The sequence below is a fragment of the Sphingomonas panaciterrae genome (genome assembly GCF_036890205.1).
Lineage (GTDB): Bacteria > Pseudomonadota > Alphaproteobacteria > Sphingomonadales > Sphingomonadaceae > Sphingomonas > Sphingomonas panaciterrae.
The window spans coordinates 967,052-993,257 of sequence record NZ_JAKNQR010000001.1 but is presented as its reverse complement, the minus strand read 5'-3'; the positions used below and the strand labels follow the sequence as shown (position 1 = coordinate 993,257).

21 protein-coding genes and 1 other annotated feature are annotated in these 26,206 nt (G+C 67.6%); of the genes, 10 read left to right on the top strand and 11 right to left on the bottom strand.

The window, feature by feature from the left end; all coding sequences use genetic code 11:
• Window positions 1–11 precede the first annotated feature (11 nt).
• The 3 genes from L8F96_RS04905 to L8F96_RS04895 form a co-directional block, all read right to left on the bottom strand.
• A complete protein-coding gene (locus L8F96_RS04905; protein ID WP_334655313.1) occupies window positions 12–1,844 on the bottom strand; it encodes a DUF885 domain-containing protein in 1,833 nt (610 codons plus the stop codon).
• 105 nt (window positions 1,845–1,949) lie between these two features.
• Window positions 1,950–4,055, bottom strand: a complete 2,106-nt coding sequence (locus L8F96_RS04900; RefSeq protein WP_136450766.1) for a RelA/SpoT family protein — start codon at window positions 4,053–4,055, stop codon at window positions 1,950–1,952.
• 112 nt (window positions 4,056–4,167) lie between these two features.
• Window positions 4,168–4,527: a CC_3452 family protein gene (locus L8F96_RS04895; RefSeq protein ID WP_334655311.1), complete on the bottom strand. Its 360-nt coding sequence runs from the start codon at window positions 4,525–4,527 to the stop codon at window positions 4,168–4,170.
• A gap of 155 nt (window positions 4,528–4,682) precedes the next feature.
• Between L8F96_RS04895 and L8F96_RS04890 the strand changes: the two genes are divergently transcribed.
• Window positions 4,683–5,156: a winged helix-turn-helix transcriptional regulator gene (locus tag L8F96_RS04890; RefSeq protein WP_334655310.1), complete on the top strand. Its 474-nt coding sequence runs from the start codon at window positions 4,683–4,685 to the stop codon at window positions 5,154–5,156.
• Between the two features lie 45 nt (window positions 5,157–5,201).
• On the opposite strand, the gene L8F96_RS04885 is transcribed toward L8F96_RS04890, so the two are convergent.
• On the bottom strand, window positions 5,202–5,927 hold the full coding sequence (locus tag L8F96_RS04885) for a dienelactone hydrolase family protein (RefSeq protein WP_046409969.1): 726 nt from the start codon (window positions 5,925–5,927) through the stop codon (window positions 5,202–5,204).
• A 112-nt stretch (window positions 5,928–6,039) separates the two neighbouring features.
• Between L8F96_RS04885 and gpmA the strand changes: the two genes are divergently transcribed.
• The 3 genes from gpmA (at window position 6,040) to L8F96_RS04870 (ending at window position 8,428) form a co-directional block, all read left to right on the top strand.
• Window positions 6,040–6,726, top strand: a complete 687-nt coding sequence (gene gpmA, locus L8F96_RS04880; protein WP_046409971.1) for a 2,3-diphosphoglycerate-dependent phosphoglycerate mutase — start codon at window positions 6,040–6,042, stop codon at window positions 6,724–6,726.
• Between the two features lie 23 nt (window positions 6,727–6,749).
• Entirely contained in the window at window positions 6,750–7,670 is a 921-nt protein-coding gene (rarD, locus tag L8F96_RS04875; protein ID WP_334655308.1) for an EamA family transporter RarD, read from the top strand.
• Window positions 7,671–7,753: 83 nt separating this feature from the next.
• Window positions 7,754–8,428, top strand: a complete 675-nt coding sequence (locus L8F96_RS04870) for an NAD(P)H-dependent oxidoreductase (RefSeq protein WP_145118151.1) — start codon at window positions 7,754–7,756, stop codon at window positions 8,426–8,428.
• Window positions 8,429–8,467: 39 nt separating this feature from the next.
• Here L8F96_RS04870 and L8F96_RS04865 read toward each other — a convergent pair whose 3' ends face one another.
• Window positions 8,468–9,715, bottom strand: coding sequence for a putative DNA modification/repair radical SAM protein (locus L8F96_RS04865; RefSeq protein ID WP_334655306.1), 1,248 nt, complete (start codon window positions 9,713–9,715; stop codon window positions 8,468–8,470).
• Window positions 9,716–9,792: 77 nt separating this feature from the next.
• Between L8F96_RS04865 and L8F96_RS04860 the strand changes: the two genes are divergently transcribed.
• Window positions 9,793–11,034: a hypothetical protein gene (locus L8F96_RS04860; RefSeq protein ID WP_334655304.1), complete on the top strand. Its 1,242-nt coding sequence runs from the start codon at window positions 9,793–9,795 to the stop codon at window positions 11,032–11,034.
• Here the strand turns inward: L8F96_RS04860 and smc are convergent.
• The 3 genes from smc to L8F96_RS04845 are packed head-to-tail and all read right to left on the bottom strand — an operon-like array spanning window position 10,976 to window position 17,239.
• Complete coding sequence (smc, locus tag L8F96_RS04855; RefSeq protein WP_334655302.1) at window positions 10,976–14,374, bottom strand: chromosome segregation protein SMC; 3,399 nt, start codon at window positions 14,372–14,374, stop codon at window positions 10,976–10,978. The two genes, L8F96_RS04860 and smc, sit on opposite strands and share 59 nt — an antisense overlap.
• A 46-nt stretch (window positions 14,375–14,420) precedes the next feature.
• Window positions 14,421–16,016, bottom strand: coding sequence for an acyl-CoA dehydrogenase family protein (locus L8F96_RS04850; RefSeq protein ID WP_334655300.1), 1,596 nt, complete (start codon window positions 16,014–16,016; stop codon window positions 14,421–14,423).
• Complete coding sequence (locus tag L8F96_RS04845; protein WP_334655299.1) at window positions 16,016–17,239, bottom strand: acetyl-CoA C-acetyltransferase; 1,224 nt, start codon at window positions 17,237–17,239, stop codon at window positions 16,016–16,018. The genes L8F96_RS04850 and L8F96_RS04845 overlap by 1 nt, the downstream gene beginning before the upstream one ends.
• Window positions 17,240–17,432: 193 nt before the next feature.
• Window positions 17,433–17,488, top strand: a sequence feature (sul1 is cis-regulatory element that is thought to sense ions involved in sulfur or methionine metabolism; They are found in Alphaproteobacteria).
• 84 nt (window positions 17,489–17,572) lie between these two features.
• Here L8F96_RS04845 and L8F96_RS04840 point away from each other — a divergent pair.
• Window positions 17,573–19,051: a SulP family inorganic anion transporter gene (locus L8F96_RS04840; protein ID WP_334655298.1), complete on the top strand. Its 1,479-nt coding sequence runs from the start codon at window positions 17,573–17,575 to the stop codon at window positions 19,049–19,051.
• A 91-nt stretch (window positions 19,052–19,142) separates the two neighbouring features.
• On the opposite strand, the gene ispG is transcribed toward L8F96_RS04840, so the two are convergent.
• Window positions 19,143–20,267, bottom strand: coding sequence for a flavodoxin-dependent (E)-4-hydroxy-3-methylbut-2-enyl-diphosphate synthase (ispG, locus tag L8F96_RS04835; protein ID WP_334655297.1), 1,125 nt, complete (start codon window positions 20,265–20,267; stop codon window positions 19,143–19,145).
• A 71-nt stretch (window positions 20,268–20,338) separates the two neighbouring features.
• Between ispG and L8F96_RS04830 the strand changes: the two genes are divergently transcribed.
• The 4 genes from L8F96_RS04830 (at window position 20,339) to L8F96_RS04815 (ending at window position 24,311) form a co-directional block, all read left to right on the top strand.
• Window positions 20,339–20,860 (top strand): DUF1993 domain-containing protein, encoded by a 522-nt coding sequence (locus L8F96_RS04830; RefSeq protein WP_334655296.1) that lies wholly within the window; start codon window positions 20,339–20,341, stop codon window positions 20,858–20,860.
• A gap of 74 nt (window positions 20,861–20,934) precedes the next feature.
• The gene (locus L8F96_RS04825; RefSeq protein ID WP_334655295.1) at window positions 20,935–22,098 is read left to right on the top strand and encodes an acyltransferase family protein; all 1,164 of its coding nucleotides are present in this window, start codon (window positions 20,935–20,937) and stop codon (window positions 22,096–22,098) included.
• A 28-nt stretch (window positions 22,099–22,126) separates the two neighbouring features.
• On the top strand, window positions 22,127–23,296 hold the full coding sequence (locus L8F96_RS04820; protein ID WP_334655294.1) for an acyltransferase: 1,170 nt from the start codon (window positions 22,127–22,129) through the stop codon (window positions 23,294–23,296).
• Window positions 23,297–23,375: 79 nt separating this feature from the next.
• Window positions 23,376–24,311: an isoaspartyl peptidase/L-asparaginase family protein gene (locus L8F96_RS04815; protein WP_417158944.1), complete on the top strand. Its 936-nt coding sequence runs from the start codon at window positions 23,376–23,378 to the stop codon at window positions 24,309–24,311.
• A 69-nt stretch (window positions 24,312–24,380) separates the two neighbouring features.
• On the opposite strand, the gene L8F96_RS04810 is transcribed toward L8F96_RS04815, so the two are convergent.
• Entirely contained in the window at window positions 24,381–25,286 is a 906-nt protein-coding gene (locus L8F96_RS04810) for a flagellar motor protein MotB (RefSeq protein ID WP_136450751.1), read from the bottom strand.
• Between the two features lie 3 nt (window positions 25,287–25,289).
• Window positions 25,290–26,153, bottom strand: coding sequence for a flagellar motor stator protein MotA (gene motA, locus L8F96_RS04805; protein ID WP_046407760.1), 864 nt, complete (start codon window positions 26,151–26,153; stop codon window positions 25,290–25,292).
• Window positions 26,154–26,206: the final 53 nt, after the last annotated feature.

The window sequence follows — 26,206 nt, the reverse complement described above, 5'->3', positions numbered from 1 at the left end:
CAGCGAAGGCGTCAGGCGGTGCGGGCCTGCTCCTCGACGAGCCGCTGCAGGATGGTCAGCGGCACCGCGCCATATTGCAGCACCTCGTGGAACTGGCGCAGGTCGAACTTGTCACCGCGCAGCTTCTGCGCCGTCTCTCGCGCGCGCACCCAGGCGGCGTGACCCACCTTGTAGCTGCACGCCTGACCGGGCTGGGTGCAGTAACGCTCGATCTCGCGCTGCGAGCGCGGGCGGGCGAAGCCGACCGTTTCGACCATGTAATCGGTCGCCTGATCGCGCGTCCAACGCTTGGTATGGATGCCGGTATCGATGACGAGGCGCGCGGCGCGGAAGAGATAGCTCTGCAGGAAGCCCGCCCGCTCCAGATCGTCGGCATAGCCGCCCAGTTCGTCGGCCAGGCTTTCGGCGTAGAGCGCCCAGCCTTCGCTGTAGCCGCTGAAGAAGCTGAGGTTGCGCAACAGCGGCTGCGGCGCCTTTTGCGCGATCGAGATCTGCAGGTGGTGGCCCGGCACGCCTTCGTGATAGGTGAGGCTGGGCAGCGAATATTTCGGCCAGTCGCCGACGTTCTTCAGGTTGATCCAATAGATCGCCGGGCGCGAGCCGTCGAGCGCGGCGCGGCTGTAATAGCCGTTGGAGGCGCCGTCCTGAATGTCCACCGGCACCGCGCGAATGTCGAGCGGTTCGCTGGGCGGGTTGAGGATTGCCTGACCCAGCTTCGCGGTCATGGCCGCATTGCCCTCGTTCAGGCCCTTGATCAGCGCCGCGCGGCCTTCTGCGGTGTCGGGATAGACCTGTTCCGGCCGCACATTGAGCTCGTTCAGCCGCGCGCCGACATTGCCGCGCGTCAGGCCCTGCTTGCGCAGGATGGTGTCGAGCTGCGCGGTGATTTCCGCCACCTGGTCGAGGCCCATCTGGTGGACCTCTGCGGGCGAGTATTTGGTAGTGGTCGCCTGCTCCAGCGCGGCGGCATAGATGGCGTCGCCCTGCGGCACGTCCCAGATGCCGGCGGAGCTACGCGCCTTGGGACGGAGCGCCTTGATCAGCGCGATCTGACGGTCGAGCGCAGGGTAGATCTCACCCTCCACGATCTTTGCCGCGCGAGCCTGCCAGTCGCCGCCGATGTTCTTCGCCGCGGCGCGCTTCGCCACCGATTGCGCAAGGCCGCTGTCGGCCGCGGGTTGACCGCGAAGCTTCGCCATCTGGCCAAGCGTCAGGTCAAGCGAGAAGTCGGGCGCGAGATAGCCGCGCGAGGCCTCTTCCTTCTGGTTCGCGGTATCCTGGTCGAGCCGCTTGGCGAAGGCGCCGAGGCGATCGAGATAGGCCTCGCAATCGGCCGCATTGTTGATCGTGTGCGAGGAATTCAGGAAGTCGGGCGTCGAGAAATAGCTGCCGCCCTGCTGGAAGATGGTGAAGGGGCGCTGCACGCCGTCCAGCTTGAAGCGATCATAGGGGATCGCGCGGCTTTCCAGCGAATAGAGAATCACTTCACGATCAAGCTTCGAACGGGTCGAAAGCGGCGCGGGATCGACGGCGCGGATCGCGGCGATTGCCTGCTTCAGTTCGGCGCGGGCGCTGGCCTTGCCGGCGGCGGACTGATCGGTCAGGCGATGCTTGAGCGCGGCGTTGGTGCCCTTGTCCATGCCGAGCGAGGTGGCAAGCTCGGGCGACCGCTGCAGCGTCTGCGCGAAAACCTTGTCGAACAGGCTGTTGAGCTGGGCGTCCGCGGGATTGGTGGCGGTGTTCGCGCCAGCGCCGGCCACGCCGGTCTGCGCGCGAAGCGCGTCAGGGATCAGGGCAAAGACGGAGGCAGCGCTTGCCGAGGCAAGGAAGGAACGACGATCCAAGTGCTTAGGCCTTTCGGTAGGAGAGCTGGCCGATCCTAGGCAAGGCAGTGATGTTGCCGCAAGTGGCCACGCGCACCATCAGGCGCCGGGCCATCGGGGACAGGATCAGACGCGCTCGGCCGCGTTCACCGCGTCCGCCGCGCGCAGCGCCGCGATCAGCCGCATCAATTGGTGCGCGTCATGCACTTCCACGTCGATGACATTGGTGTGGAATTGCGTGTCGCGGGTGTCGAGGCGCAGGTTGATGATGTTCGCCTTGTGCTGGCCGATGATCGTGGCGAGCACGCCCAGCGCGCCGGGCTCGTTCTTCACCTCGACCGACACGCGCGCCGTGGCGCCTTCGGTCTTGTTGCCCCATTTGACGTCGATCCAGTCGGTTTCCTCGTCCGATCGTTCGGCGAGTTCGGCCAGCGTCGGGCAGTCTATCCGATGTACCTCGATCGAGGCGTCGGGGCGGCGCAGGCCCACGATCCGGTCGCCGGGGACGGGGTGGCAGCATTCGCCCAGCTCATAGGCGACGCCGGGCGCGAGCCCCTCGATCGAGATCGCGGAGGATTGCGGTGGCGAATGAGCGACATCCGCCCCGGCCGAGCCGGGCATCAGTGCTTCCATCACCTGCGCATCGGTCAGCGTGCGGCGGGCGATCGCCTGCATCAGCGCTGCCTCGTCGGGCAGCTTCAGCCGGGTCAGCGCATGGGCCATGGCGTCGGCGCCGAGCGGGGCGGGCAGGCGAGTGACGATATCCTCGTAGAGCTTGCGGCCGAGCGCGATCGTCTGTTCGCGCTCCACCTGCCGCAGATGCCGTCGGATCGCGGCCAACGCCTTGCCGGTGATCGCGAAGTTCAGCCAGTTGGGCTGGGGCGTCTGCGCCTTCGACCGCAATACCTGGACCTGGTCGCCGTTTTCGATCGCGGTGCGCAGCGGCACCACGCGACCATTGATCTTCGCGCCGACCGCCTGATCGCCAAGGTCGGTGTGGACCGCGTACGCGAAGTCGATCGGCGTCGCGCCCTTGGGCAGCTGGATCAACTCGCCCTTCGGCGTGAAGGCGAAGATGCGATCCTGATACATCGCCATTCGGGTATGTTCGAGCAGCTCCTCGGGGCTGCCCGCGGTATCGAGGATCTCCACCAGGTCGGCGATCCAGCCCTGCTGCGTCTGCGGGCTGATCTTCTCACCCTGCTTGTACGCCCAGTGGGCGGCGAGGCCGAATTCCGCCTCCGCGTGCATTTCCTCGCTGCGGATCTGGATTTCGACGCGCTGATTCTCGTCATGGATGACGGTGGTGTGCAGCGAACGGTAGCCGTTGCGCTTGGGCGTCGAGATATAATCCTTGAACCGGCCCGGCACCATCGGCCAGCGGCGGTGGATATGCCCGAGCGCGGCGTAACATTGGTCCTCATCCTTCACGATGGCGCGAAAGGCCATGATGTCGGACAATTGCTCGAAGTTGATGTGCCGTTCCTGCATCTTGCGCCAGATGCTGTACGGGTGCTTCTCGCGACCGGAGACCTCCGCCTCGATCCCGTGGCGGGCGAGCAGGTCCTTCAGGCCCTGCTTGATCTTCTCGATCCGGTCGCCGCCGCCGGCCTGAAGTTGCTGCAGTCGCCGGGTGATCGACTCATACGCTTCCGGCTCGAGCTGCTGGAAGGCGAGCGTCTGCATCTCCTTCATGAACTCGTACATGCCGATCCGCTCGGCGAGCGGGGCGTAGATATCCATCGTTTCGCGCGCGATGCGCTTGCGCTTGTCCGGATTCTTGATGTGGTGGAGCGTGCGCATGTTGTGCAGCCGGTCGGCCAGCTTCACCAGCAGCACGCGGATGTCGCCCGACATGGCGAGCAGGAACTTGCGCAGGTTTTCCGCCGCGCGCTCGCTTTCGGTCTGCGCCTCGATCTTGGACAGCTTGGTCACGCCGTCGACCAGCCGCGCGACATTGTCGCCGAAGATCTGGCGGATCTGGTCGCTGGTGGCGACCGTGTCCTCGACGGTATCGTGAAGGATCGCGGTGGCGATCGTCTCATCGTCGAGGTGAAGCTCGGTCAGGATGCCGGCGACTTCGATCGGGTGGCTGAAATAGGGATCGCCGCTGGCCCTTTTCTGCGTGCCATGCGCGTTGACCGAAAACACATAGGCGCGATTGAGCAGCGCCTCGTCCGCCTCCGGGTCATACTCAAGGACCCGATCCACAAGTTCATATTGCCGCAACACGGCATCGACTTGAGCAGCCGCCCCGCGCTTTGCAACAGAAAACACAGGATAAACGAAAAGGGCCCGCCCCGTCGGGGGCAGGCCCTTCTCCGTTTATCGGCGGGAGCGCCGATCAGTTGGCGGGCGCAGCGTTCGCGCTCGCCTTGGCAGCGACGGCCTTGCCGCCCTTCGCCTTGGCATTGCAGGTATCGAGTGCGACGGCGTCGAACGCCTGGCCATTGGCAGTGAAAGCGGTGAGCGCGCCAGTGCTGCGCGCCACCAGCTGGCAGGCGGCCATGTCACGCATCGGCGCATTGGTGGCGACATAGGCACCGTTGCGCAGCATCCACGGCGTGTCACGGGTCATCAGAACGGTCTTGGTGGGCGTTTCGGCCGGCGTGGCGACATAGGCGCCATTGGTCTGCGCATGGGCCGCGAAGGACGCCAGCAGCGCGGCGGAAGCGAGTACCGACTTGGCAAGCATGCGAATCATGTGGGCTCTCCCAAAACCTAATAAGCGCGACGTAAATGTCGCACATGCGAGTTTCAATAGGCAACTCGCATGTGCGAGTTGCAATCGACAACTTTTATTTGGTACTCGGCGCATGGAGCGCGATGCGCTACCTTGTTGCGTGAGAAGGAGTATCGATGGGTGAGTTGCGCGAGCCGCTAGGGGAATGCAGTCTTCCCGCCGCGCTGGAATCGATGGGTGAGCGCTGGGCGTTCCTGATCCTGCGCGCGGCCTTCAACGGGCTGAAGCATTTCGAGGAATTCCAGTCCGAGCTCGGCATCGCGCGCAACATCCTGGCCAACCGCCTGTCGCGCTTCGTCGATCACGGAATCATGGAGCGCCGCTCACTGGTCGAGGACCGGCGCAAGATCGCCTATCACCTCACCGACAAGGGTTATGCGCTGCTGCCCACGATGGTCGCGCTGCGGCAATGGGGGGAGAAGTGGGAGACCGGTTGCCCGGCCTTCCCGATCCTGGTCGATGCGCGCGACAACCGGCCGATCCAGCAGGTGGCGGTGCTGAGCCACGACGGCCGTCTGCTGGGGAAGGGTGACATGCACTGGGCGCTGCCCGGCGACCTCGACGCGCCGGAGCGCAACGCCGCTGAGTAAGCGGGCCGGGCGGGGGCGTCGTGCCCGGTGCCCGGTGCCGCGTCCCTAGAGAAACAGTTCGGCCAGAAAGTCGCTCATCGCCTTCCAGCTGCGACGGTCGGCATTCTCGTCATAGCCGAAGCCGGGGGTGCGGCCGGCCGGGACTGAGGTGTCGGTGAAGGCGTGGCCTGCATGGCCATAAGCGTGGATCTGCCAATCGGCCTTGCCCGCGGTTAGCTCCTGACCTAGCGCCACCATCGTGTCCGGCGGGCAGAGCGGATCTTCCCAGCCGTGGCAGATCAGCAGCTTCGCCGTAATCGGATCGACATTGGCGTAATCCGGCCGATCGTAGACGCCATGGAAGCTGACTCCGCCCAGGATCGGCAGCCCGGCGCGCGCCATGTCGAGCACGCATTTGCCACCAAAGCAGAAGCCGATCGCCGCCACGCGGGCGGGATCGACCGAGGCGAAGCCGCGCAACGCTGCGAGCGAGGCGGCAAGCCGATCGCGCAGCAGGCCTCGGTCGGCATCGAGTTCGTCCATATATTCGGACACGTTGCTGCTTTCGCGCGTCTTGCGCCGGCCCTGGCCGAACACGTCGCAGGCCAGCGCGACATAGCCGAGTTTGGCGAGATCCTCCGCCTTCTGGTTGTCAGCTTCCTTTTGCCCCAGGATGTTGGGGCAGACGAGCACGCCCGGGCGCTGCGTCTCGACCTCATCCTCCCAGGTGATCACGCCCTCGAACGGGCCGCCGGGGCCATCATACACCAGGGTCTGCCGCACGATCGCCATCGCAATTCTCCTTCGGCGCGAACTTAAACCTTTCCCTGCGCGCTTGTCGAAGGGCGCCTCCACTCTCTAACAGCGCGGCCATCACAGGCGTCATTGCCAACGGGAGATATCGATGCCCAAGCTCGTCCTGATCCGCCACGGCCAGTCGGCGTGGAACCTCGAGAACCGCTTCACCGGCTGGTGGGACGTGGACGTGACGGAAAAGGGCGCGGCCGAAGCCAAGGCGGCGGGCGAGTTGATGGCGGCTAAGGGCCTCGATTTTGACCTGACCTTCACCTCGCTGCAGACCCGCGCGATCAAGACGCTGAACCTGGCGCTGGAGGCGATGGGTCGGCTGTGGCTGCCGACCGAGAAGCACTGGCGGCTGAACGAGCGCCATTATGGCGGGCTGACCGGCCTCAACAAGGCGGAGACCGCGGCAAAGCATGGCGAGGAGCAGGTGCATATCTGGCGCCGAAGCTTCGACATTCCGCCGCCCGTGGCCGACGCCGGCGGGCCGTACGACCTCAGCAAGGATCGCCGCTATGCCGGGATCGACATTCCCGCGACGGAGAGCCTGAAGGACACGATCGCCCGCGTCCTGCCGTATTGGGAGGAGCGGATCGCGCCGGCGCTGAAGGATGGACAGCGTGTGCTGATCTCCGCGCACGGCAACTCGCTGCGCGCGCTGGTGAAGCATCTGTCAAACATCCCGGATGACGAGATCACCAGCCTTGAGATCCCGACCGGCCAGCCGATCGTCTATGACCTGGACGACGATCTGCGCGCGCTTGACCGTTATTACCTCAGCGAACGCTGAACCTGTAGCAAAGGCCGCCTCGCATGACTGACAATGGCGCGCGCGGCGGCCTGCTGCTGGGGCTGGGCGCGTACACGATGTGGGGCGTGCTGCCGCTCTACTTTCGCCTGCTCGCGTCGGTGCCCGCGCTGGAGGTGCTGGCGCATCGGGTGGTCTGGTCGGCGGTCCTGCTGATCCTGGTGGTCAGCGCGGTGCGGCGCTGGAGCGCGATCCGGGCGGCGGTGAACGCGCGCACGATCGCGATGCTGGTGGCGAGCGCGGTGCTGATCGCGATCAACTGGCTGATCTACATCTGGGCGGTGAACAACGGCCAGACGCTGGCCGGCAGCCTTGGCTATTTCATCAACCCGCTGGTCAACGTCGCGCTGGGTGTCGCCATCCTCGGGGAGCGGCTGCGCAAGTGGCAGGGCATGGCGATCGCGATCGCAGCGGTGGGCGTCATCATCATGGCGCTGTTTGCGATTGATACGCTGTGGATCTCGCTGACGCTTGCCGCCTCGTTCGGCATCTATGGCCTGGTGCGCAAGGTGGTGGCGATCGACTCCCTTGGCGGGTTGCTGATCGAGACGCTGCTGCTGGCGCCGCCGTCGCTGATCTTCCTGCTGGTTGCCGCCGGCGATGGAACGGGCGCGATGGGGCGTGACCTGTCGATCGACGTGCTGCTGGTGGTGCTCGGCGTGATCACGGCGCTGCCGCTGCTGATGTTCGCGGCCGCGGCGCGCCGGCTACCCTATTCGGTGCTGGCGCTGCTGCAATATGTCGCGCCGACGCTCCAGTTCTTCGTCGCCGTGGCGATTTTCGGCGAGCCGCTGCGGCCGCTGCACCTGGTCGTGTTCGGGCTGATCTGGATCGGGTGCGCGATTTTTGCGTGGGACAGCGTTCGCGCCAGCCGCACGGCGCGGCGGGCGGCGCGTGAGGCATTGGGGGCGACCGCCGCACCCTGATCAATGCGCGCCACGCACAGGTTCGCGCCCGGCGGCACCCGTGCTAACGACAGGCCTCCAGCACGCATAATGGAGGTAAGGACATGAACAGCCCGGATTCGACGGTGATCCGCCACCATCTGGTGCTCGCCAACCCCAGCCGCACCAGCTTCGATGGCCAGATCGTCGACACCTATGTCGAGACGGTAGAGCGGCTGGGGCAGCAAGTCGTGGTGCGCGATCTTTATGCGATGGGCTTTGACCCGGTGCTGCGCAACGAGGAACGTCCGATCGAGGGGGACGGGCAGCTTTCCGCCGATGTCGCGGCCGAGCTGGAGCTGCTCGGCGCGTCCGACATCCTGGTGCTGGTCTATCCGATCTGGTTCGCGCTGCCGCCCGCGATGCTGAAGGGCTATGTCGATCGCGTGCTGGGCTCCAACTACAGCTTCCGCGACGTGCAGGCGCAGGCCGGGCATCCGGCGGTGAAGGGCAAGCCGCTGCTGTCGTTCAGCACGTCGGGCACGTCGCTGGCCTGGCTGCACGAAAAGGGGCAGGTCGGGTCGCTGCGCGAGATCTTCGACGCTTATCTGTGGCAGGGGCTGGGGATGACGCGGGCCGAGCATATCCGGATCGATTCGGTCGTGCCGGATATGGATGCCGATTACGCCGCCGAGCAGCTCGAGCGGGTCCGTTCCACTGCCGAGCGCACCTGCGCCATGCTGTTGAGCGATCGCCATTCGGCGCGAACCGCGGCGGTAATGTCACGCACGAACGACTGATCGGGCGACTGAGCGCCACCGCATCAGCCGCCCGCGCCCTCAGGCGGCAAACAGTTCCAGCTGTTGCTTCCTGGGGGCGACGATCGGCTTCAGTTCGGCCTTGTCGGTGAGCGCGACGGGCCGCCAATCATCGGCGACGATGAAGGGGCGGATCTTTGCGATCGACACGGTCAGTCGTGCCACGTCGGCGAGCCGAAGGCGGCGCCAGCGGCGGCTGGTTAGGATGTTCGCTACTGCCTTGGTGCCGAGCCCCGGCACGCGCAGCAGCAGTTCGCGCGGCGCGCGGTTCACGTCGACGGGGAAGCTATCGCGGAACTTCAGCGCCCAGGCGAGCTTGGGATCGATATCGAGCGGGAGCATGCCGGTGGCATCATCCGCCGCTGCGACCACCTCCTTTGGCTGGAAGCCGTAGAAGCGCATCAGCCAGTCTGACTGGTAGAGGCGATGCTCACGCATGAGCGGCGGGCGCTGCAGTGGGAGGACGGCGGAGGCGTCCGGAATCGGGCTGAACGCGGAATAATAGACGCGGCGAAGATCGAAGCGGTCGTAGAGCGTCGCAGCCTTGGTGACGATGTCCCCGTCGGTCGCCGCATCGGCGCCGACGATCATCTGCGTCGATTGCCCGGCCGGTGCGAAGGTGGGGGCTGACTTGTAGCGCTTCTTCGCGTCGCGCGTGTCGAGGATCGAGGATTTCAGGCCTTTCATCGCGCCCTCGATCCGGCCATTGTCCTTTTCCGGCGCCAGTCGCTTCAAGCCGCTGACGGTGGGAAGTTCGACGTTGATCGACATGCGATCGGCGTAGAGCCCGGCCAGGTGGATCAGTTCCGGATCGGCGTCGGGGATCGTCTTGAGGTGGATATAGCCGCGGAAATGGTGATCCTCGCGCAGCGAGCGGGCGACCTCGACCAGTTGCTCCATTGTGTAGTTGGACGAACCGATGATGCCGGAGGAGAGGAACAGCCCCTCGATATAATTGCGCCGGTAGAAGGAAAGGGTGAGGTTCACGACCTCCTTCGCGGTGAAGCGCGCGCGGCGGACATTCGAACTCTTGCGGTTGATGCAATAATGGCAGTCGAAGATGCAGCTGTTGGTGAGCAGGATCTTCAGCAGGCTGATGCAGCGGCCGTCCGGCGCATAAGCGTGGCAAATGCCCATGCCCTCGGTCGAGCCGATGCCCTTGCCGTCGCGCGAGTTGCGTTTAGTCGTCCCCGACGATGCGCAGGAAGCGTCGTATTTCGCTGCATCCGCAAGGATTTCCAGCTTCTGCCTGACATCGAGCTGCGCCATTTGTTCTATATAAGTTCCGCTCGAGCGCTTGTCGACCAGCGATCGACGCTGGCGCAATCGCCGGCTACCGCGGGATCATGCATTCGCGTCGCCTGAACAGCTTCAGCCCTTATCTGCTGCTGCTTGCGACCTGCGTCGCGGGCTGGTGGTTCAAGGCGCATTGCGGCGCGTCGTGGATTGGCGACGAGCAGTACATCACCGGCTGTTATTCGGATGCGGTGCCCTTCTGGGGGCTGCGCGGCGTAGCGGCGGGGCAGGTCCCCTATGTCGAGGCGCGGATCGAATATCCGGTGCTGACGGGGGCGCTGATCTGGCTGGAGGGCCTGATTGCGCGCGTGATCGGTGGGGCGCGGGCAGATGCGGCCGATTTCCTGTTTGTGGTGGCGCTGGTCAACGCGGTGCTGGCGTTTGCCGTGCTGCGGATGATGGAGCGCGCCGGGGTGCCGACGGTGCGGCGCTGGTGGTGGGCGGGGGCGCCGCCGCTGGTGCTGTACCTGGGGCATAATTGGGACATGCTGGCCGTTACGCTGGCCGTGGCGGCTCTTCTGGCTGCGCGGCGGGGGGAGGCGCTGAGCGCGGCGGCGCTGGCGGCGATCGGGACGGCGGCGAAGCTTTTCCCCGTTTTGCTGCTGCCACTGATTGGCCTCCAGGCGCTGTTGCGCGGAGGCAAAGCATGGCGGGAGCGGATCAGATCGGCCGCGATTTTGACGGTCGTGGCCATCATGTTCTGGGCGATGTTCAACGCGCCGGTCGCCTGGCGCGCGTTCGACCATTGGAGCGAATTCTACACCTTCAGCCGCGAGCGCGGCGGGACGGCGGCGGCGGTATGGGAGATCATGGGCGCGCAGGGCTGGTGGGCGAGCGATATCGAGGCTCGCAACCTGTGGTCGTTCATTGCCTTTGCCGGCGGCGCAGCGGCGATCGTGATGCTCGGATGGCGGCGTCATCACGACACGCTGTGGGTGCTGTTCACCCCGGTGCTTGCCTGGTTCCTGCTGACCAACAAGGTTTATTCGCCGCAGTTCGACCTGTGGCTCTATCCCTTCCTGCTTATCACTTCGCGCAAGCTGTGGCCGGTCGCCTGGTTCGTGCTCGGCGATCTGGCGGCGTATTGGGCGGAGTTCTGGTTCTTCGCCTCGCCCGGCGGGGCCGGCATGGGGGTGACGCAGGGGCATATTGCCGTTGCGGCGGCGTTTCGTGCGGCGGCGATGCTGTGGATCATCGTGGATGCGGTGCGCAGCCCGGCGCCGGCGTGGCTGCTTATTCTGCCGCCAGCAACGTCTCCGCAGCCTGAAGGTCGACCGACACCAATCGGCTGACGCCGCGCTCGATCATGGTGACGCCGAACAGGCGGTGCATTCGGCTCATCGTGACGGCATTGTGGGTGACGATGAGGTAGCGCGTCTGCGTCTCGCGGCTCATCCGATCGAGCAGGTCGCAGAAGCGTTCGATATTGGCGTCGTCGAGCGGGGCGTCGACTTCGTCGAGGACGCAGATCGGCGCGGGATTGGTGAGGAACAGGCCGAAGATGAGCGCGACCGCGGTCAGCGCCTGTTCGCCGCCGGACAGCAAGGTGAGCGACTGGAGCCGCTTGCCGGGCGGCTGGGCCATGATCTCCAGCCCGGCCTCGAGCGGATCGTCCGAATCGATCAGTTCGAGATGCGCCTGGCCGCCGTTGAACAGAGTCGTGAACAGGCGGCGGAAATGGCCGTTCACTGCCTCGAACGCCGCGAGCAGGCGCTGGCGCCCTTCGCGATTCAGCGTGCCGATCGAGCCGCGCAGGCGGTTCACGGCCTGGCCAAGCTCCTCGCGCTCGGCGGCATTGCCGCTGGCGCCGGCCTCAAGCTCCGCCAGTTCCTGCTCGGCGACGAGATTGACCGGGCCGACCCGCTCGCGATCACGGACGAGCTTGTCGTGTGCGGCGGCCTCGTCCTGCGGCGAGCGGATCTCGTCACTGTCGAAGCCGATTTTTTCGGGAAGGACGGGGGCGGGACATTCGAAGCGTTCGCCAGCAACGCGGCCGAGCTCGACGCGGCGAAGCTCCTGGCTTTCGGCGCGCGCGGCGGCGCCGGCGCGTGCTTCGCGTGCCTCCGACAGCGTTTCGCCGGCGCGGCGGGCGGTCTCCTCGCTCTGGCGAAGCTCGCTCTCGGCGTTGCGTTCGGCAGCGGCCAGTTCCTCGGCTGTTCGACGAGCCGCATCATGCGCGGCGGCGGTTTCGGCGAGGGCGGCGGCGAGTTCGTCCGGGCGCGCGGCGATGGCGGCGGTTTCGGCCGCGATTTCCGCCTCGCGCTTGCCCATGTCGGCGATGCGCCGGGCGGCGTCGCCGGCACGGGCGCGCCAGCTTTTCACATCGGCCTGAGCGGCGGCGAGACGGGTGCGGGCGTCGTCCCCGGCGCGCTCGGTGGCGGAGCGGGCGGCGCGTGCTTCGGCGACGGCGGTGCGGCGGTGCTCGGCCTCGCGCTGAAGCGGTGTGACGGTGGCCGCGGTGGCGCTGGTATCGGGCAGCGCCGTGAGCGCCGTGGCGGCGGTCGCGTGGTCGCGCGCGGCGTCGTCGCGCTCGGCGGCGGTTCGCGCCGCGCGGGCGTCGAGATCGGTGCGCAGGCCCGCAAGCCGTTCGAGCTGGGCGGTGGCGCGATCCTGCCGGGTGCGAGCGTCTCGGGCGGTGGCATCGGCGCGGGCGAGCTGCTCGCGCGCGGTGCGCGCCGCGGTGCGGGCGGCGGTGATCGTCGCTTCCTCACGGGCGAGATCGGCCTCGGCGGCCTGCACGCGATCGCGGGCGGCGGGGAGCGCTGCGTCGATCGCGGCAAGGCGGTTCAGGCGTTCGAGCCGCTCGGCCGCGGCGGCGCCGCTTTGCCGGGCGACATAGCCGTCCCAGCGGCGGAGCTGGCCGGTGCGGGTGACGAGGCGTTCGCCGGGGGCGAGCGGGCGCTGATCGTCCGTGTCGAGGACGATGATGTGCGCGAGGCGGGGGCTGAGGCGCGCGGGGGCGGTGACGTGGTGGATCAGGCGGTCGGCAGCGGCCGCCGGGGGCGTCGTGGGGGCGGCCGCCGCATATGACCAATAAGTATCGGCTTGCTGGTCGAGGCCGATTTCGAGGTCGTCGCCCAATGCTGCGGCAAGGGCGCGTTCGTAGCCGGGGGCGGCGCGGACGTGATCGAGCAGGCGGTCGCGGCCCTTGCGCTCGGTCGCGCGGCGGAGCGCGGCGGCCTCGCTGTCGAGCGCGGCGAGATCGGCGCGGGCGGCGGCGCGGGTGGCCTGTGCTGCGTCGCGCGCGCTCAGGGCTGCGCGTTCGGCGACCTCGGCGTCGGCCTGCGCGGTGCGGGCTGCTTCGGCTTGGTGAAGGGCGGCTGCGAGCGTCGCGGCGGCGGTATCGCGATCGCGCTCCAGCGGGGCGGCGTCACCGAGCGCGGCGAGCTGCTGCGCGATTTGTGCCACTTCCCGCTCGGCGCGGTCGAGGCGGGTGCGTGCGGCGGCGGCGGCGGCATGGGCGACGCGCGCGTCGGCGGCTTCGGCGGCCTGGCGGGCGAGTGCCTGGGCGAGGGCGACCTCAGCATCGCGGGCGAGGCGTTCGGCGTCCGCCAGTGCGGCCTCGCGGACGGGGAGGTCGGTTGCGGCAGCGGCGATGGCGGTTTCCAGCGCCTTTCGCTCGGTATCGAGCCGGGCGAGCGCCTCGGCGGCGTCATGGGCAAGCGCGCCTTCGCGGCTGCGATCCTCGGCGATGCGCGCGGCGGCTTGTGCAAGGTCGGCGAGGCGGCGGCTGATGGCCTGTTCCTCGGCGCGAAGGGCGGCGAGTTGATGCGCGATTTCTCCGCTGCGGTCGCGGGCGTCGAGCGCGGCGCTGCGGGCGGCGGCGAGCGTTTCGGTGGCCTGCGCCTGTGCGGTGGCGGCCTGCTGCTGGAGAATATTGGCCTGCCTCACGCGCGCCTCGGCCGCTATCGCCTCTGCCTTGGCCAGATCGGCGGCGGTCGCCGCTTCGCGCCAGCGGGCGAAGATCATGCGGGCCTCGGCGACGCGAATCTGGGTGGAGAGGAGGCGGTATCTTTCCGCTTGGCGTGCCTGGCGACGGAGCGCGGCGGCGCGTGCTTCCTGATCGGCGATGACTTCGTCGAGGCGCAACAGATTGGCCTCGGTCGCGCGCAATTTCTGTTCGGCGTCCCGGCGGCGGACGTGGAGGCCGGCGATGCCGGCGGCTTCCTCCAGCATGGCGCGGCGGTCGGTGGGCTTGGCGGCGATGACCGCGCTGATCCGCCCCTGGCTGACGAGTGCGGGGGAGTGGGCGCCGGTCGCGGCATCGGCGAAGAGCAGCGACACGTCCTTGGCGCGCACGTCCTTGCCGTCGATGCGATAGGCGCTGCCGGCGCCGCGTTCGATGCGGCGGACGATTTCGGTCTCGGCGCCGTTCACCTCGGCGAGGAGGGAGACTTCGGCGAAGTCGCGCGGGGGGCGGGTGGCGGTGCCGGCGAAGATCACGTCTTCCATGCCGGCGCCGCGCATCGACTTTGCGCTATTCTCGCCCATCGTCCAGCGCAGCGCTTCGAGCAAATTGGACTTGCCGCAGCCGTTGGGGCCGACGACGCCGGTCAGCCCCGGCTCGATCCTGAGATCGGCCGGATCGACGAAGCTTTTGAAGCCGGAAAGGCGCAGCCGCTTGATCTGCACAGTCGCGCAGTCTTGGCGCGATCAGCGGGCGTTGCGCAAGGGGGCGTCAGTTGCGCTGTGCGATCAGCCCGCGCGCGATCACCTGCGCCTGGATTTCCGCCGCGCCCTCGAAGATGTTGAGGATGCGCGCGTCGCACAGGATGCGGCTGATCTCGAATTCGAGCGCATAGCCGTTGCCGCCGTGAATCTGGAGCGCGGCATCGGCATTGCTCCACGCGGCGCGGGCGGCGAGCAGCTTCGCCATGCCGGCCTCGATATCGCAGCGCTTGCCCGAATCCTTCGCGCGGGCGGCGGCATAGGTGAGCTCGCGCGCGGCGATGAGATCGACGAGGCTCATCGCCAGTTTGTCGGCGACGCGCGGGAAGTGGATGATCGCGCGGCCGAACTGCTGGCGATCGACCGCGTAGGACAGGCCGAGTTCGAGCGCGCGGCGGGCGACGCCGACGGCGCGCGCGGCGGTCTGGATCCGGGCGCCCTCGAAGGTGCGCATCAGCTGCTTGAAGCCCTGGCCTTCCTCGCCGCCGAGCAGGGCGTCGGCGGGGGCGGACATGCCGTCGAAGGAGAGCGCATATTCGCGCATCCCGCGATAGCCGAGCACCTCGATTTCGCTGCCCGACATGCCCGGCGCAGGGAAGGGATCGCCCTCGGTGCCGCGCGGCTTGGGGACGAGCAGCATCGAGAGGCCGGCGTAACCCTTCGCGTCCGGCAGCGTGCGGGCGAGCAGGGTCATGAGGTCGGAGCGGCTGGCGTGGGTGATCCAGGTCTTTGCGCCGTCGATGCGCCAGCCGTCGCCATCCCCCTCAGTGGCGGCGCGGCGCGCGCGGGTCTGAAGCGAGCCGAGGTCGCTGCCGACATCGGGTTCGGTGAAGACGGCGGTGGGCAGCACCTCGCCGCTGGCGATGCGCGGGAGCCACTCGGCCTTTTGCGCTTCGGTGCCGGAGCCGGCGATGAGTTCGCCGGCGATTTCGGAGCGGGTGCCGAGCGAGCCGGCGCCGATCCAGCCGCGCGACAATTCCTCGGTGACGATGCACATGACGAGCTTCGACAGGCCGAGGCCGCCGTAATTCTCGGGGATGCAGACGCCGAACGTGCCGAGCTGCGCCATCTTGGCGACGGTGGCGTCGGGGATCAGATCGTTGGCGAGATGCCAGCCGTGGGCGTGGGGCAGGATCTCGGCATCGGTAAAGCGGCGGAACTGGTCGCGGATCGCGTCCAGCTCGGCATCGTGGAGCGTCTCGCTGGGCCATTCGCCGGCGGCGAGGCGATCGACCAAGGCGCGGCGATCGGCGGCGGCGTCATGATCGAGGAGGTCGGCGCAGGCGGTTGCGAGCGTGCGCGCCGGGGCGGCGAGGCCGAGGTCGGCGGGGCGGAACAGTTCGTTCTGGCCCATCGGCAGGCCACCGACGAGCTGAGCGATGCTCTCCTGAAAGGCGAGGCGGGCGACGAGGGCGTTGACGTCCCCTGAGTTGCGGTCCGCCCAGTCGGCCACCGCCTCCAGCGCGGCGACGGTGGTGGCGACCCAGGCGAAGCCGTGCGCCGCGCGCTGCTCGGTGTCGATCGGCGCGGCGTCCAGCCGGGCCGCGAGGGCGGCACGGGCGTCGTCGCGATAGCGTTGCGCCGCCGCCAGTGCCTCCCCCAGCATTATGCGCGCTCGAAGACCGCGGCGATGCCCTGGCCGCCGCCGATGCACATCGTCTCCAGACCATAGCGGCCGTCACGGCGGACGAGTTCGCGGGTCAGATTGGCGAGGATTCGGCCGCCGGTGGCGCCAATCGGGTGGCCGAGCGAAATGCCCGAGCCGTTGACGTTGAGGATTTCGTTGCGGCTGTCGTCCTGGCTCCAACCCCAGCCCTTGAGCACGGCGAGCACCTGCGGCGCGAACGCCTCGTTCAGCTCGACGAGGTCGATGTCGGACCAGGAGAGGCCGTTGCGGGCGAACAGCCGCTCAACCGCCGGGACCGGGCCGATGCCCATGCGGGAGGGGTCGCAGCCGGCCGCGGCCCAGCTGTGGAACCAGGCGATCGGCTCAAGCCCCAGTTCCTCCAACTTGTCCTCGGCGACCACGAGGCAGGCGGCGGCAGCGTCATTCTGCTGACTGGCGTTGCCGGCAGTGACGACGCCGCCTTCGAGCGGGCGCAGACGCCCAAGCGATTCGAGCGTCGCATCGGGGCGGAAGCCTTCGTCGCGGTCGAAGACGATCGCCTCGCCCTTCTTCTGCGGCACCGAGACGGGGACGAGCTCGTCAGCGAACAGGCCCTTTTCCCAGGCGGCGGTGGCGCGCTGGTGCGAGCGGACGGCATAGGCGTCGGCCTCCTCGCGGCTGATGTTGTAATCCTTGGCGAGGTTCTCGGCGGTCTCGATCATGCCGCTGATGACGCCGAACCGCTCGACCGGCTGCGACATGAGGCGGCCGCGCGTCAGGCGATCGTGGATCGTGAGATTGCCCGAGCGCACGCCCTTGCGGATGTCGGTGGTGTAATGTTCGACGTTGGACATGCTTTCGCAGCCGCCGGCGACGACGACGTCGCTGACGCCGGTCTGCACCATCATCGCCGCATCGATCACCGCCTGAAGGCCGGAGCCGCAGCGGCGATCGAGCTGATAACCCGGCACCTCGATCGGGAGGCCGGCGGCGAGCCATGCCCAGTGGCCGATTGCAGGCGCCTCGCCATTGCCATAGCCCTGCGCGAACACGACGTCGTCGACGCGCGACGGATCAATCTTCGTACGCTCCATCAGCGCCTTCAGGATCGTGGCGCCAAGCTGGCCGGCGGTGAGCGAGGAAAGGCTGCCGCCGAACTTGCCGACGGCGGTGCGGATCGGGGCGACGATGGCGGCGCGGCGCAGGCCGGTGCTGGCGGACATGGGGCAACTCCTGTCAAAAACGGAGATGCGACGGCAGGTGTCCGGGCGCTCTCCTTACTGTGTCTGCGCCTATCGGATGGCCGGTCCGGTTTCAACCACATGGACCGCTTTTCAGCCCGTTGAATGCCGCAGCAGGGAGCGGAAGGGGCATCTTGCGCCGGGTGCATCGGCAACGCTATGACGCGCGCATTCGCAAGGACCCGGTGCAAGCCCGGGTGGCTATCCCGGCCGCTGATCCGCCGGGCAACCTGCACAGATGTCATTTTTCCTGCCGCCTGCCTTGTCGTGCGCGCGGCGTTCTGTGTTGCGTTCAACGAACAGGCTTCATTCTACATGCTTTCCCGTTTCCGGACTGAATGGTTCGCTGGCGCCGGCGATGTGCGACGCGAGGCGCTGGCCGGCATCGTTGTCGCGCTGGCGCTGATCCCCGAGGCGATCGGCTTTTCGATCATCGCGGGCGTCGACCCGAGCGTCGGCCTTTATGCCTCCGTCGCGATCGCCATCGTCATATCGCTGCTGGGCGGGCGTCCCGGCATGATCTCCGCCGCCACCGCCGCGGTTGCCGTGGTGGTGACGCCGCTGGTGCGCGACCATGGCGTGAACTATCTTTTTGCCGCGACCATCCTGATGGGGGTGATCCAGATCGCCGCGGGGCTGCTGCGGCTCGACCTGTTGATGCAGTTCGTCTCGCGATCGGTCATCACCGGGTTCGTCAATGCGCTGGCGATCCTGATCTTCATGGCGCAGGTGCCGCAACTGATCGGCGTCAGCTGGCACACCTATGCGATGATCGCCGCGGGGCTGGCGATCATCTACCTGCTGCCGCGGGTGACGAAGGCGGTGCCGTCGCCCTTGGTGGCGATCATCATGCTGGCGATCGTCAGCATCGCGATGAGCCTGCCGGTGCGTACGGTGGGCGAGATGGGGCGGCTGCCCCAGGGGCTGCCGAGCCTTGCGCTGCCCGACGTGCCGCTGACGCTCGAGACGTTGCGCATCATCCTGCCGTTCTCGCTGACTATGGCGGCGGTGGGGCTGCTGGAATCCTTGCTGACCGCACAGATCGTCGACGACATGACCGATACCGACAGCGACAAGCGGCGCGAGTGCATGGGGCAGGGCGGCGCCAACATGGTCGCGGCGCTGGTCGGCGGCATGGGTGGCTGCGCGATGATCGGCCAGTCGGTGATCAACGTGACGTCGGGCGGGCGCAAGCGGCTGTCGACCTTTATCGCCGGCGCGTTCCTGCTGTTCCTGCTGACAATGCTCGGCCCGATCGTGGGGCAGATCCCGATGCCGGCGCTGGTCGCGGTGATGATCATGGTGTCGATCGGCACGTTCAGCTGGAATTCGATCCCGAACCTGCGCCGCCATCCGCCGACGTCATCGGCGGTGATGCTGGTGACGGTGGCGGTGGTGGTGGCCACGCATGACCTGGCGCAGGGCGTGCTGGCCGGCGTGCTGCTGTCGGGCATCTTCTTCGCGGGCAAGGTGCGGCGGATGTTCGCCGTCGTGCGCGAGGTGGAGGGCGAGCGGGTGCTGTACCGGGTGAGCGGCGAGATATTCTTCGCCTCGGTCGATCGCTTCACCCGCGCCTTTGCGCCCGAGGCGGGACGCGCGGTGACGATCGATGTGTCGGCGGCACATTTCTGGGACATTTCGGGGGTGGGCGCGCTGGACAAGATCGTCGCGCGGCTGCGGCGCGACGGGTCGGTGGTCGAGGTGGTCGGCTATAATCGCGCGAGCGCCGATCTGATCGACCGCTTCGCATTGCACGACAAGACCGGCGTCGAGCTAGGCGCCGTGCCGCATTGAGGGCCTGTCACGTGTGCCGGGACAGGCCCGGCACGACATGACGGCTGGATTGCGAGAAGCCGCACCAAAGCACCACTTTGGTGCGCGAGTGTTACTCTGCCGCCACCTTGGCGGCGTCGCTGGCGGCCTCCAGCTCGGCGGCCTTGGCCTCGACCAGGCGCACGATGTGGTCGATCATGCCTTCGTCCTGGACGACATGGTCGGTGACGCCCGAGAGGTACACCATGTGCTTGCCATTGCCGCCGCCGGTGAGGCCGATGTCGGTTTCGCGCGCCTCGCCCGGGCCGTTGACGACGCAGCCGAGCACGGAGAGCGACATGGGGGTGCGGATGTGCTGGAGGCGTTCCTCCAGCGTCTGCACGGTGCGGATGACGTCAAAGCCCTGGCGCGCGCAGCTGGGGCAGCTGACCACGCGGACGCCGCGGTTGCGGATGCCGAGCGATTTCAGGATCTCGAACCCGACGCGCACTTCCTCTTCGGGTTCGGCCGAGAGCGAGACGCGGATCGTGTCGCCGATGCCGTACCAGAGGAGCGAGCCGATGCCGATCGCGCTCTTCACCGTGCCGCCGACGAAGCCGCCAGCCTCGGTGATGCCGAGGTGAAGCGGGCAATCGACCGCCTCGGCGAGCTGCTGGTACGCGGCGACGGCGAGGAACACGTCGGATGCCTTCACCGCGACCTTGAAGTCGTGGAAATCGCGGTCCTGCAGCAGCTTGATATGGTCGAGCGCGCTTTCGACCAGCGCCTCGGGGCAGGGCTCGCCGTATTTTTCGAGCAGGTCCTTTTCCAGGCTGCCGGCGTTGACGCCGATGCGGATCGCGCAGCCGTTCGCCTTGGCGGCATTGACCACTTCGTTGACGCGATCGGCGGAGCCGATGTTGCCCGGGTTGATGCGCAGGCACGCGGCGCCGGCGTCGGCCGCCTCGAGCGCGCGCTTATAGTGGAAATGGATGTCGGCGACGATCGGCACGCGCGCGGCGCGCACGATCTGCCTCAGCGCGGCGGTGGATTCGACGTCCGGGCAGCTGACGCGGATGATGTCGACGCCGGCATCCTCGCAGCGACGGATCTGGTCGATCGTCGCGCGGGCATCGTCGGTCGGCGTGTTGGTCATCGTCTGCACGGTGACGGGCGCGTCGCCGCCGACGGGCACGTTGCCGACCATGATCTGGCGGCTCGCGCGGCGGTGAATATCGCGCCAGGGGCGTAGGGACATCGAAGGGCTTCCTATCGGCTTTGGCATCGATATAGCGCCTCCAACACATAAACGAAACGTGGGGCAGGACGATGACACTTTCGCTGTACGACGCGGTGATCCCGTCGAACATCCAGATCCTGGGCGCGATCGACCGCCTGCTGGACAAGGCGGAAGCGTTCGCGGCCGAGAAGGGGATGACCGCCGCCGAGCTGATCGACGCGCGCCTCGCGCCCGACATGCTGCCGTTCGGCTATCAGGTGAAATCGGTCGCGGAACATTCGATCGGCGGGATCGAGGGCGTGCGCGGGGGCAATTTCTCGCCCAGCATGGCGCCGTGGCCGACCGACTTCGCCGGCCTGCACGAGCGGATCCAGGGCGCGATCGCCGCGCTGGAGGCGGTCGACCGCGCCGAGTTCGACGCGCTGGCGGACCGCGACACGCAATTTTCCATGGGTGAGTTGCGCATGCCGTTCACCGGCGCGCAGTTTCTGCTCTCCTTCTCGCAGCCCAATTTCTATTTCCACGCGACGACGGCCTACGGGATCTTGCGCGCGCAGGGGATGAAGATCGGCAAGCGCGATTTCCTGGGGGCGCTGCGCATCAAGCGGTGAAGCGTGCGGCCAGCGCGCGGGACTGATCTCCAGCAACGTTTCGAAACAATCCGGGGGCGCTATAGCGCCGCGCCATGGACGACGTTGCGCCGGTTGCGCGCCATTATGGAATCGACTGGTTGCGCATCGGCGCGTTCGGGCTGCTGATCATCTATCATGTGGCGATGGTGTTCGCGCCCTGGCCGTGGGTGGTGAAATGGCCCGAGACGTTCCCGTCGCTGATCGTGCCGATGGCGCTGCTAACGCCGTGGCGGATCCCGTTGCTGTTCGTGGTCGCAGGGTTTGCGACGCGGCGGCTGATCGCGCGCATGCCCAGCATCGGTGCGTTCGCGCATCAGCGCAGCCTTCGCCTGCTGGTGCCGCTGGCCTTCGCCATGCTGGTCTTGTTGCCGCCCGAATTGTGGGTGCGGGCACAACTGGCGGGGGATGCCGATAGCCTCGCTAGGTTCTGGCTGCACGATTACTGGCGCCCCTGGGCGCAGAACGGCCGCGGCTTTCCGCAATGGGAGCATATGTGGTTCGTCGTCTATCTGTGGGCCTATACCATGGTCCTCGCATTGCTGCTGGCGCGGGTCGGCGCGGGGCGGATCCAGGCGTGGTTCGAGTGGCTGGCGGTGGGACGGCGGATCATCTGGGCGCCGATGCTGGCGCTGGCCGGCGCGAAGGTCGCGTTGATGTTCATCGTGCCGGAGACGCACGGACTGACCACCGACTGGTCGGGCCATGTCGGCTATCTGCCGCTGTTCCTGTTCGGCTTCGCGCTGGGCGGATCGCTAGCCTTGTGGCGCGCGATCAGGCAGCATTGGGTGGGCGCGCTGGTCCTTGCCGGGCTCTGCTCGCTGGTCGTCGTCGGGGTCGAGCTGCAGTACCAGGGGACGGACGTGCCGGGCCACGCGCTGATGGCGGCGAACCGCGCGGCGCGGCGGGCGATGGCGTGGGGCGTGATCATAGCGCTGCTGCGACTGGCGGACGGGATGCTCAACCGCGATCACCCGCTGCGCCGGCCGCTCGCGGAAGCGGTGTTCCCGGCCTATCTGATCCATCACCCGGTGCTGGTCGTCCTGGCGTGGGTGATCCCGGCGTTGGGAATGAGCGCGGGCGCAGGCTTTGTCTTCCTGCTGAGCGCGACCGCCGCCGCCTGCGCCGCCTGTTACGTGACCGGCCGCGACATTCCCTGGCTGCGCCCGCTGATCGGCCTGGCGCCAGCGACACCCCGGCCAGCGCGGCGGCTGGCCTAGCGGTATCCGCCCTGCTAGTTCCCCGGCGATGCAGCGGCATTACGGCCTCGACTGGCTTCGGATCGGGGCGTTCGCGATCCTGATCCTGTATCACATCGGCATGGTGTTCGTGCCGTGGGGCTTTCACGCGAAGCTTGGCGCCGAACAATGGGTGACGGTGCCGATGATGCTGTCCAACCCGTGGCGACTGTCGCTGCTGTTCCTGGTGTCGGGCTATGCCAGCCGGGCGCTGTTCGTGCGGCATCCGGGGCCGTGGCCGTTCGTGCGCAACCGCACCGCGCGGCTGCTGATCCCGCTCGCCTTCGGCATGGCGGTGATCGTGCCGCCGCAGCCATGGGTCGAGCTGGTGACGCAGCATGGCTGGACGGGCGGCTTCCTCGCCTTCTGGACCGGCGATTATTTCGCGTTTCGCCGGATCGACGGCATCGCGCTGCCGACGTGGAACCACCTGTGGTTCGTTGCCTATCTGTGGGTCTATACGCTGGCCTTTACCGCGATGCTGGCGATCACGCCGCGCGGTGTTCGGGCGGCGGCGCAGCGGGCGTTCGAGCGACTGTTCGGCGGCGTCGGCGCGCTGATCCTGCCGATGGCCTGGCTGATGCTGGTGAGCGGCGTGCTGTTCCCCGGTGCACGCGAGACGCATGAGATGGTCGGCGATTGGGTGGCGCACGCGACCTATTTCCCGATGTTCGCGCTGGGATACGCCATGGCGGGCAGCGAGCGGATGCTTGCGACCTTTGCGCGCTGGTGGAAGGTGACGGCACTGGCGGCGCTGGTGGCGTTCATGACCGTGGCGACGATCCAGATCGTCTTTGCCGGCTATCGGGTGACGCCGCGGCCGTTCGGCACGATCTTCAGCCTGGCGCGCGGGGTGCAAGGCTGGATGACGATCGCCGCGCTGATCGGCGTCGCGGAGACCTATTGGAACCGCGACCATCGCTGGCGGCCGATGCTGACCGAGGCGGTGTTTCCCTTCTACATCATCCACCAGACGATCATTGTCGTCGTCGCTTATTGGCTGCTGCTCGCCGGCCTGCCGCTCACGCTCGACTTCGTCATTCTGGTGGCGGCGACGGTGGCGGGATGCTGGGCCTTTTACCTCGGCGGGCGGCGCGTACCGTGGCTTCGCCCGCTGATCGGCCTTCGCCTGCATCGCCCGCGCGCGGACATTCCCGATCCCCGACCTGCCATTGTCTGAACACGCCAATTGTCTGACGAAAAGGAACATCATGCGCCTGTTGCTGCCCGTTCTTGCCGCTCTGCTCGCCACCCCTGCCATGGCGAAGGAGGCGCCGCGCTGGTCGCTGGCGATCCATGGCGGTGCCGGGGTGATCGAGCGTGACAAGCTGTCGCCCGAGCAGGACAAGGCGATCCGCGCCGCGCTGAAGCAGGCGCTGGCCGCCGGATCGGCAGTGCTCGACAAGGGCGGCAGCGCGCTGGACGCGGTCGAGGCGGCGATCCACGTGCTGGAGGATGATCCGCATTTCAACGCCGGGCGCGGCGCGGTGTTCACCTGGGAGGGCCGCAACGAGCTGGACGCGGCGGTGATGGACGGGCGCACCCGTGCCGCCGGCGCGGTGGCCGGTGTGACCGCCACGCGCCACCCGGTCAGCCTGGCGCGCGCGGTGATGGAAAAGAGCGACCATGTGTTCCTGGCGGGCGCGGGGGCGGATGCCTTTTCGCGCGCGCAGAAGCTGGAACAGGCCGATCCCGCCTGGTTCGCGACGCCCGAGCGGCGGCGGCAGCTGGAGACGCTGAAGGCCAAGAAGCTGTCGGCGATCGACGTCGACCGCAAGTACGGCACGGTCGGCGCGGTGGCGCGCGATGCCAACGGCCATGTCGCGGCGGCGACCTCCACCGGCGGCGTGACGGGCAAGCGGTGGGGCCGGATCGGCGACGCGCCGGTGATCGGGGCGGGCACCTATGCCGACGATCGCGCCTGCGCCGTTTCCGCGACGGGTGCCGGCGAATATTTCATCCGTGAGGGCGTGGCGCATGAGATCTGCGCGCGCATCCGCTTCAAGGGCGACAGCCCCAAGGCGGCGGCCGATGCGGTGATGGCCGAGGTGCAGGCGCTGGGCGGCGACGGCGGCGTCATCGTCAACACGCCGTCGGGCGAGATCGCCTGGAGCTACAACACGCCGGGCATGTATCGCGGCCGGGTGAGCGCGGGCAGCGCGCCAGCCGTCGCGATCTACCGCGACGAGCCCTGACGCCGCGATCTACCGCGACGAACCCTGACACGAGGAGGAGCGGCGGCTGCCTGCGGGCGGCCGCCGACCTTATTGGCCGAACGAGCCGGCGCGGTAGAGCAGGGTGATCGCCACCCTGCGATTGCGCGGGTCCATCGGATTGTCGGTGATCATCGGTTCGCGATCGGCGACGCCCTCGATCCGGTGGAAGCGGCTTTCCGGCAGCCCGCCGAGTGCCAGCCGCCGGCGGGTCGCCTCGGCGCGGCCGGTGGCGAGCATCCAGTTGTTCATCGCGCGTGGATCGCCATAGGGCAGGCTATCGGTATGGCCGCGGATCATGATCGGGTTCTGCGTTTCCCGGATCCCCTCCGCCACCATGCCGATCAGCGCTGACGCATCGCTTTCGAGCGCGGTCGTGCCGAGCGCGAACATCGAATAATTGGCGTCGTCGACCAGATCGATGCGCATGCCGTTGGGCGTCATGGTGAAGCGGATGTGCTTGGCGAGCTTCGCCAGATTCTGCCGCTCGCGCAGCTGCTTTTCCACCTGCTGCTTCAGCTTGGAGAAATTCCGGCGGTCCTCCTCCGCGATCGCCTGGCGGCTGCGCAGCGAGCCCTTGGCTCCGGTGCCGATCTGCGGCCCGCCAGCGCCGTCAGCGCGCGCAACGATCATCGGCATGCGCGAATTGCCGTCGAGTGGTCCCGTCTTCTCGTCGGTGGTGACCGAGTTGCCGCCCAAGAGCCCACCGCCACCGACGCCAAGCGATTTGGTGTTGAGGATGGTCGGCGCGAAATAGTCGGCGATGCCCTTGCGCTGTTTTTCCGTGGTGGCGCCGAGCAGCCACATCAGGAGGAAGAACGCCATCATCGCGGTCACGAAATCGGCATAGGCGACCTTCCACGCGCCGCCGTGATGGCCGCCGTGACCCTCGATATAGATCTTCTTGACGATGATCTTGGGTGGCTGGTTGCTGCCATGGGGTGCGCGCGCGGCCATGGCTTACTTGCCCCGGAGGCCGTCGAACACCTCGGCAAAGCCGGGCTGGTTGCTGTGCGCGATGCCCGAGCGGGCGGCCTCGATCACCAGCGGCTGCGGGTGGCCGTGGAGCGAGGCGATGATGATCTGCTTCACCACGTGATAGATCGCGGCATCGGCATCGATCACCTGCTTCAGCCGCGAGGCGAGCGGGCTGACGATGCCATAAGCGAGCAGCACGCCGAGGAACGTGCCGACCAGCGCGGAGCCGATCATGCCGCCGAGCACGGTCGGCGGCTGATCGATCGAGCCCATCGTCTTCACCACGCCCAGCACGGCGGCGACGATGCCGAGCGCGGGAAGCGCGTCGGCGAGCGAGGTCAGCGTGGTGTGCGGTCCCTCCACCTCGTGGTGGTGGGTCTTGATGGCGTTATCCATCACTTCCTCGACGGCATGGACATCGAGCGTGCCGGAGGAGACGACCACCAGCCGCAGCGTGTCAGCGACCAGATTGACCAGCGTGTGATCGGCCAGCAGGCGCGGATATTCGGCGAAGATGGCGGAGGACTTCGGATCCTCGACATGCGGCTCCAGCGCGATCGGGCCTTCCATGCGCAGCATCTTCATCAGCTTCGACACGAGGAAGATGACGTCGAGATAATCCTGCTTCTTGTACTTGGGCCCCTTGAACACCTTGGCGAGGCCGCCGCCCATCGCCTTCAGCTCCTTGCCCGAATTGCCGATGATCAGCGCGCCGGCAGCGGCGCCGCCGATGATCAGCATTTCGTGCGGCAGGGCGTGGAGCACCGGGCCCAGCGAACCGCCCGTGAAGGCAAAGCCGCCGAAGACCATGGCGATAAGAACAACAAGGCCGATGGCGGCGAACATCTTTATCCCCGGACGCTACATAAGGTGCTATCTGTCAAACGACCGGCCGGGCG

Coding starts and splice junctions, on each gene's coding strand:
- L8F96_RS04840 (WP_334655298.1), top strand. CDS start 17,573: ATGCTTTCCCGTTTCCGGACTGAATGGTTCGCTGGCGCCGGCGATGTG.
- L8F96_RS04830 (WP_334655296.1), top strand. CDS start 20,339: ATGACACTTTCGCTGTACGACGCGGTGATCCCGTCGAACATCCAGATC.
- L8F96_RS04865 (WP_334655306.1), bottom strand. CDS start 9,715: ATGGCGCAGCTCGATGTCAGGCAGAAGCTGGAAATCCTTGCGGATGCA.
- L8F96_RS04845 (WP_334655299.1), bottom strand. CDS start 17,239: ATGTCCGCCAGCACCGGCCTGCGCCGCGCCGCCATCGTCGCCCCGATC.
- L8F96_RS04815 (WP_417158944.1), top strand. CDS start 23,376: ATGGCGAAGGAGGCGCCGCGCTGGTCGCTGGCGATCCATGGCGGTGCC.
- L8F96_RS04895 (WP_334655311.1), bottom strand. CDS start 4,527: ATGATTCGCATGCTTGCCAAGTCGGTACTCGCTTCCGCCGCGCTGCTG.
- L8F96_RS04885 (WP_046409969.1), bottom strand. CDS start 5,927: ATGGCGATCGTGCGGCAGACCCTGGTGTATGATGGCCCCGGCGGCCCG.
- motA (WP_046407760.1), bottom strand. CDS start 26,153: ATGTTCGCCGCCATCGGCCTTGTTGTTCTTATCGCCATGGTCTTCGGC.
- L8F96_RS04825 (WP_334655295.1), top strand. CDS start 20,935: ATGGACGACGTTGCGCCGGTTGCGCGCCATTATGGAATCGACTGGTTG.
- L8F96_RS04820 (WP_334655294.1), top strand. CDS start 22,127: ATGCAGCGGCATTACGGCCTCGACTGGCTTCGGATCGGGGCGTTCGCG.
- gpmA (WP_046409971.1), top strand. CDS start 6,040: ATGCCCAAGCTCGTCCTGATCCGCCACGGCCAGTCGGCGTGGAACCTC.
- ispG (WP_334655297.1), bottom strand. CDS start 20,267: ATGTCCCTACGCCCCTGGCGCGATATTCACCGCCGCGCGAGCCGCCAG.
- L8F96_RS04810 (WP_136450751.1), bottom strand. CDS start 25,286: ATGGCCGCGCGCGCACCCCATGGCAGCAACCAGCCACCCAAGATCATC.
- L8F96_RS04850 (WP_334655300.1), bottom strand. CDS start 16,016: ATGCTGGGGGAGGCACTGGCGGCGGCGCAACGCTATCGCGACGACGCC.
- L8F96_RS04870 (WP_145118151.1), top strand. CDS start 7,754: ATGAACAGCCCGGATTCGACGGTGATCCGCCACCATCTGGTGCTCGCC.
- L8F96_RS04860 (WP_334655304.1), top strand. CDS start 9,793: ATGCATTCGCGTCGCCTGAACAGCTTCAGCCCTTATCTGCTGCTGCTT.
- L8F96_RS04890 (WP_334655310.1), top strand. CDS start 4,683: ATGGGTGAGTTGCGCGAGCCGCTAGGGGAATGCAGTCTTCCCGCCGCG.
- rarD (WP_334655308.1), top strand. CDS start 6,750: ATGACTGACAATGGCGCGCGCGGCGGCCTGCTGCTGGGGCTGGGCGCG.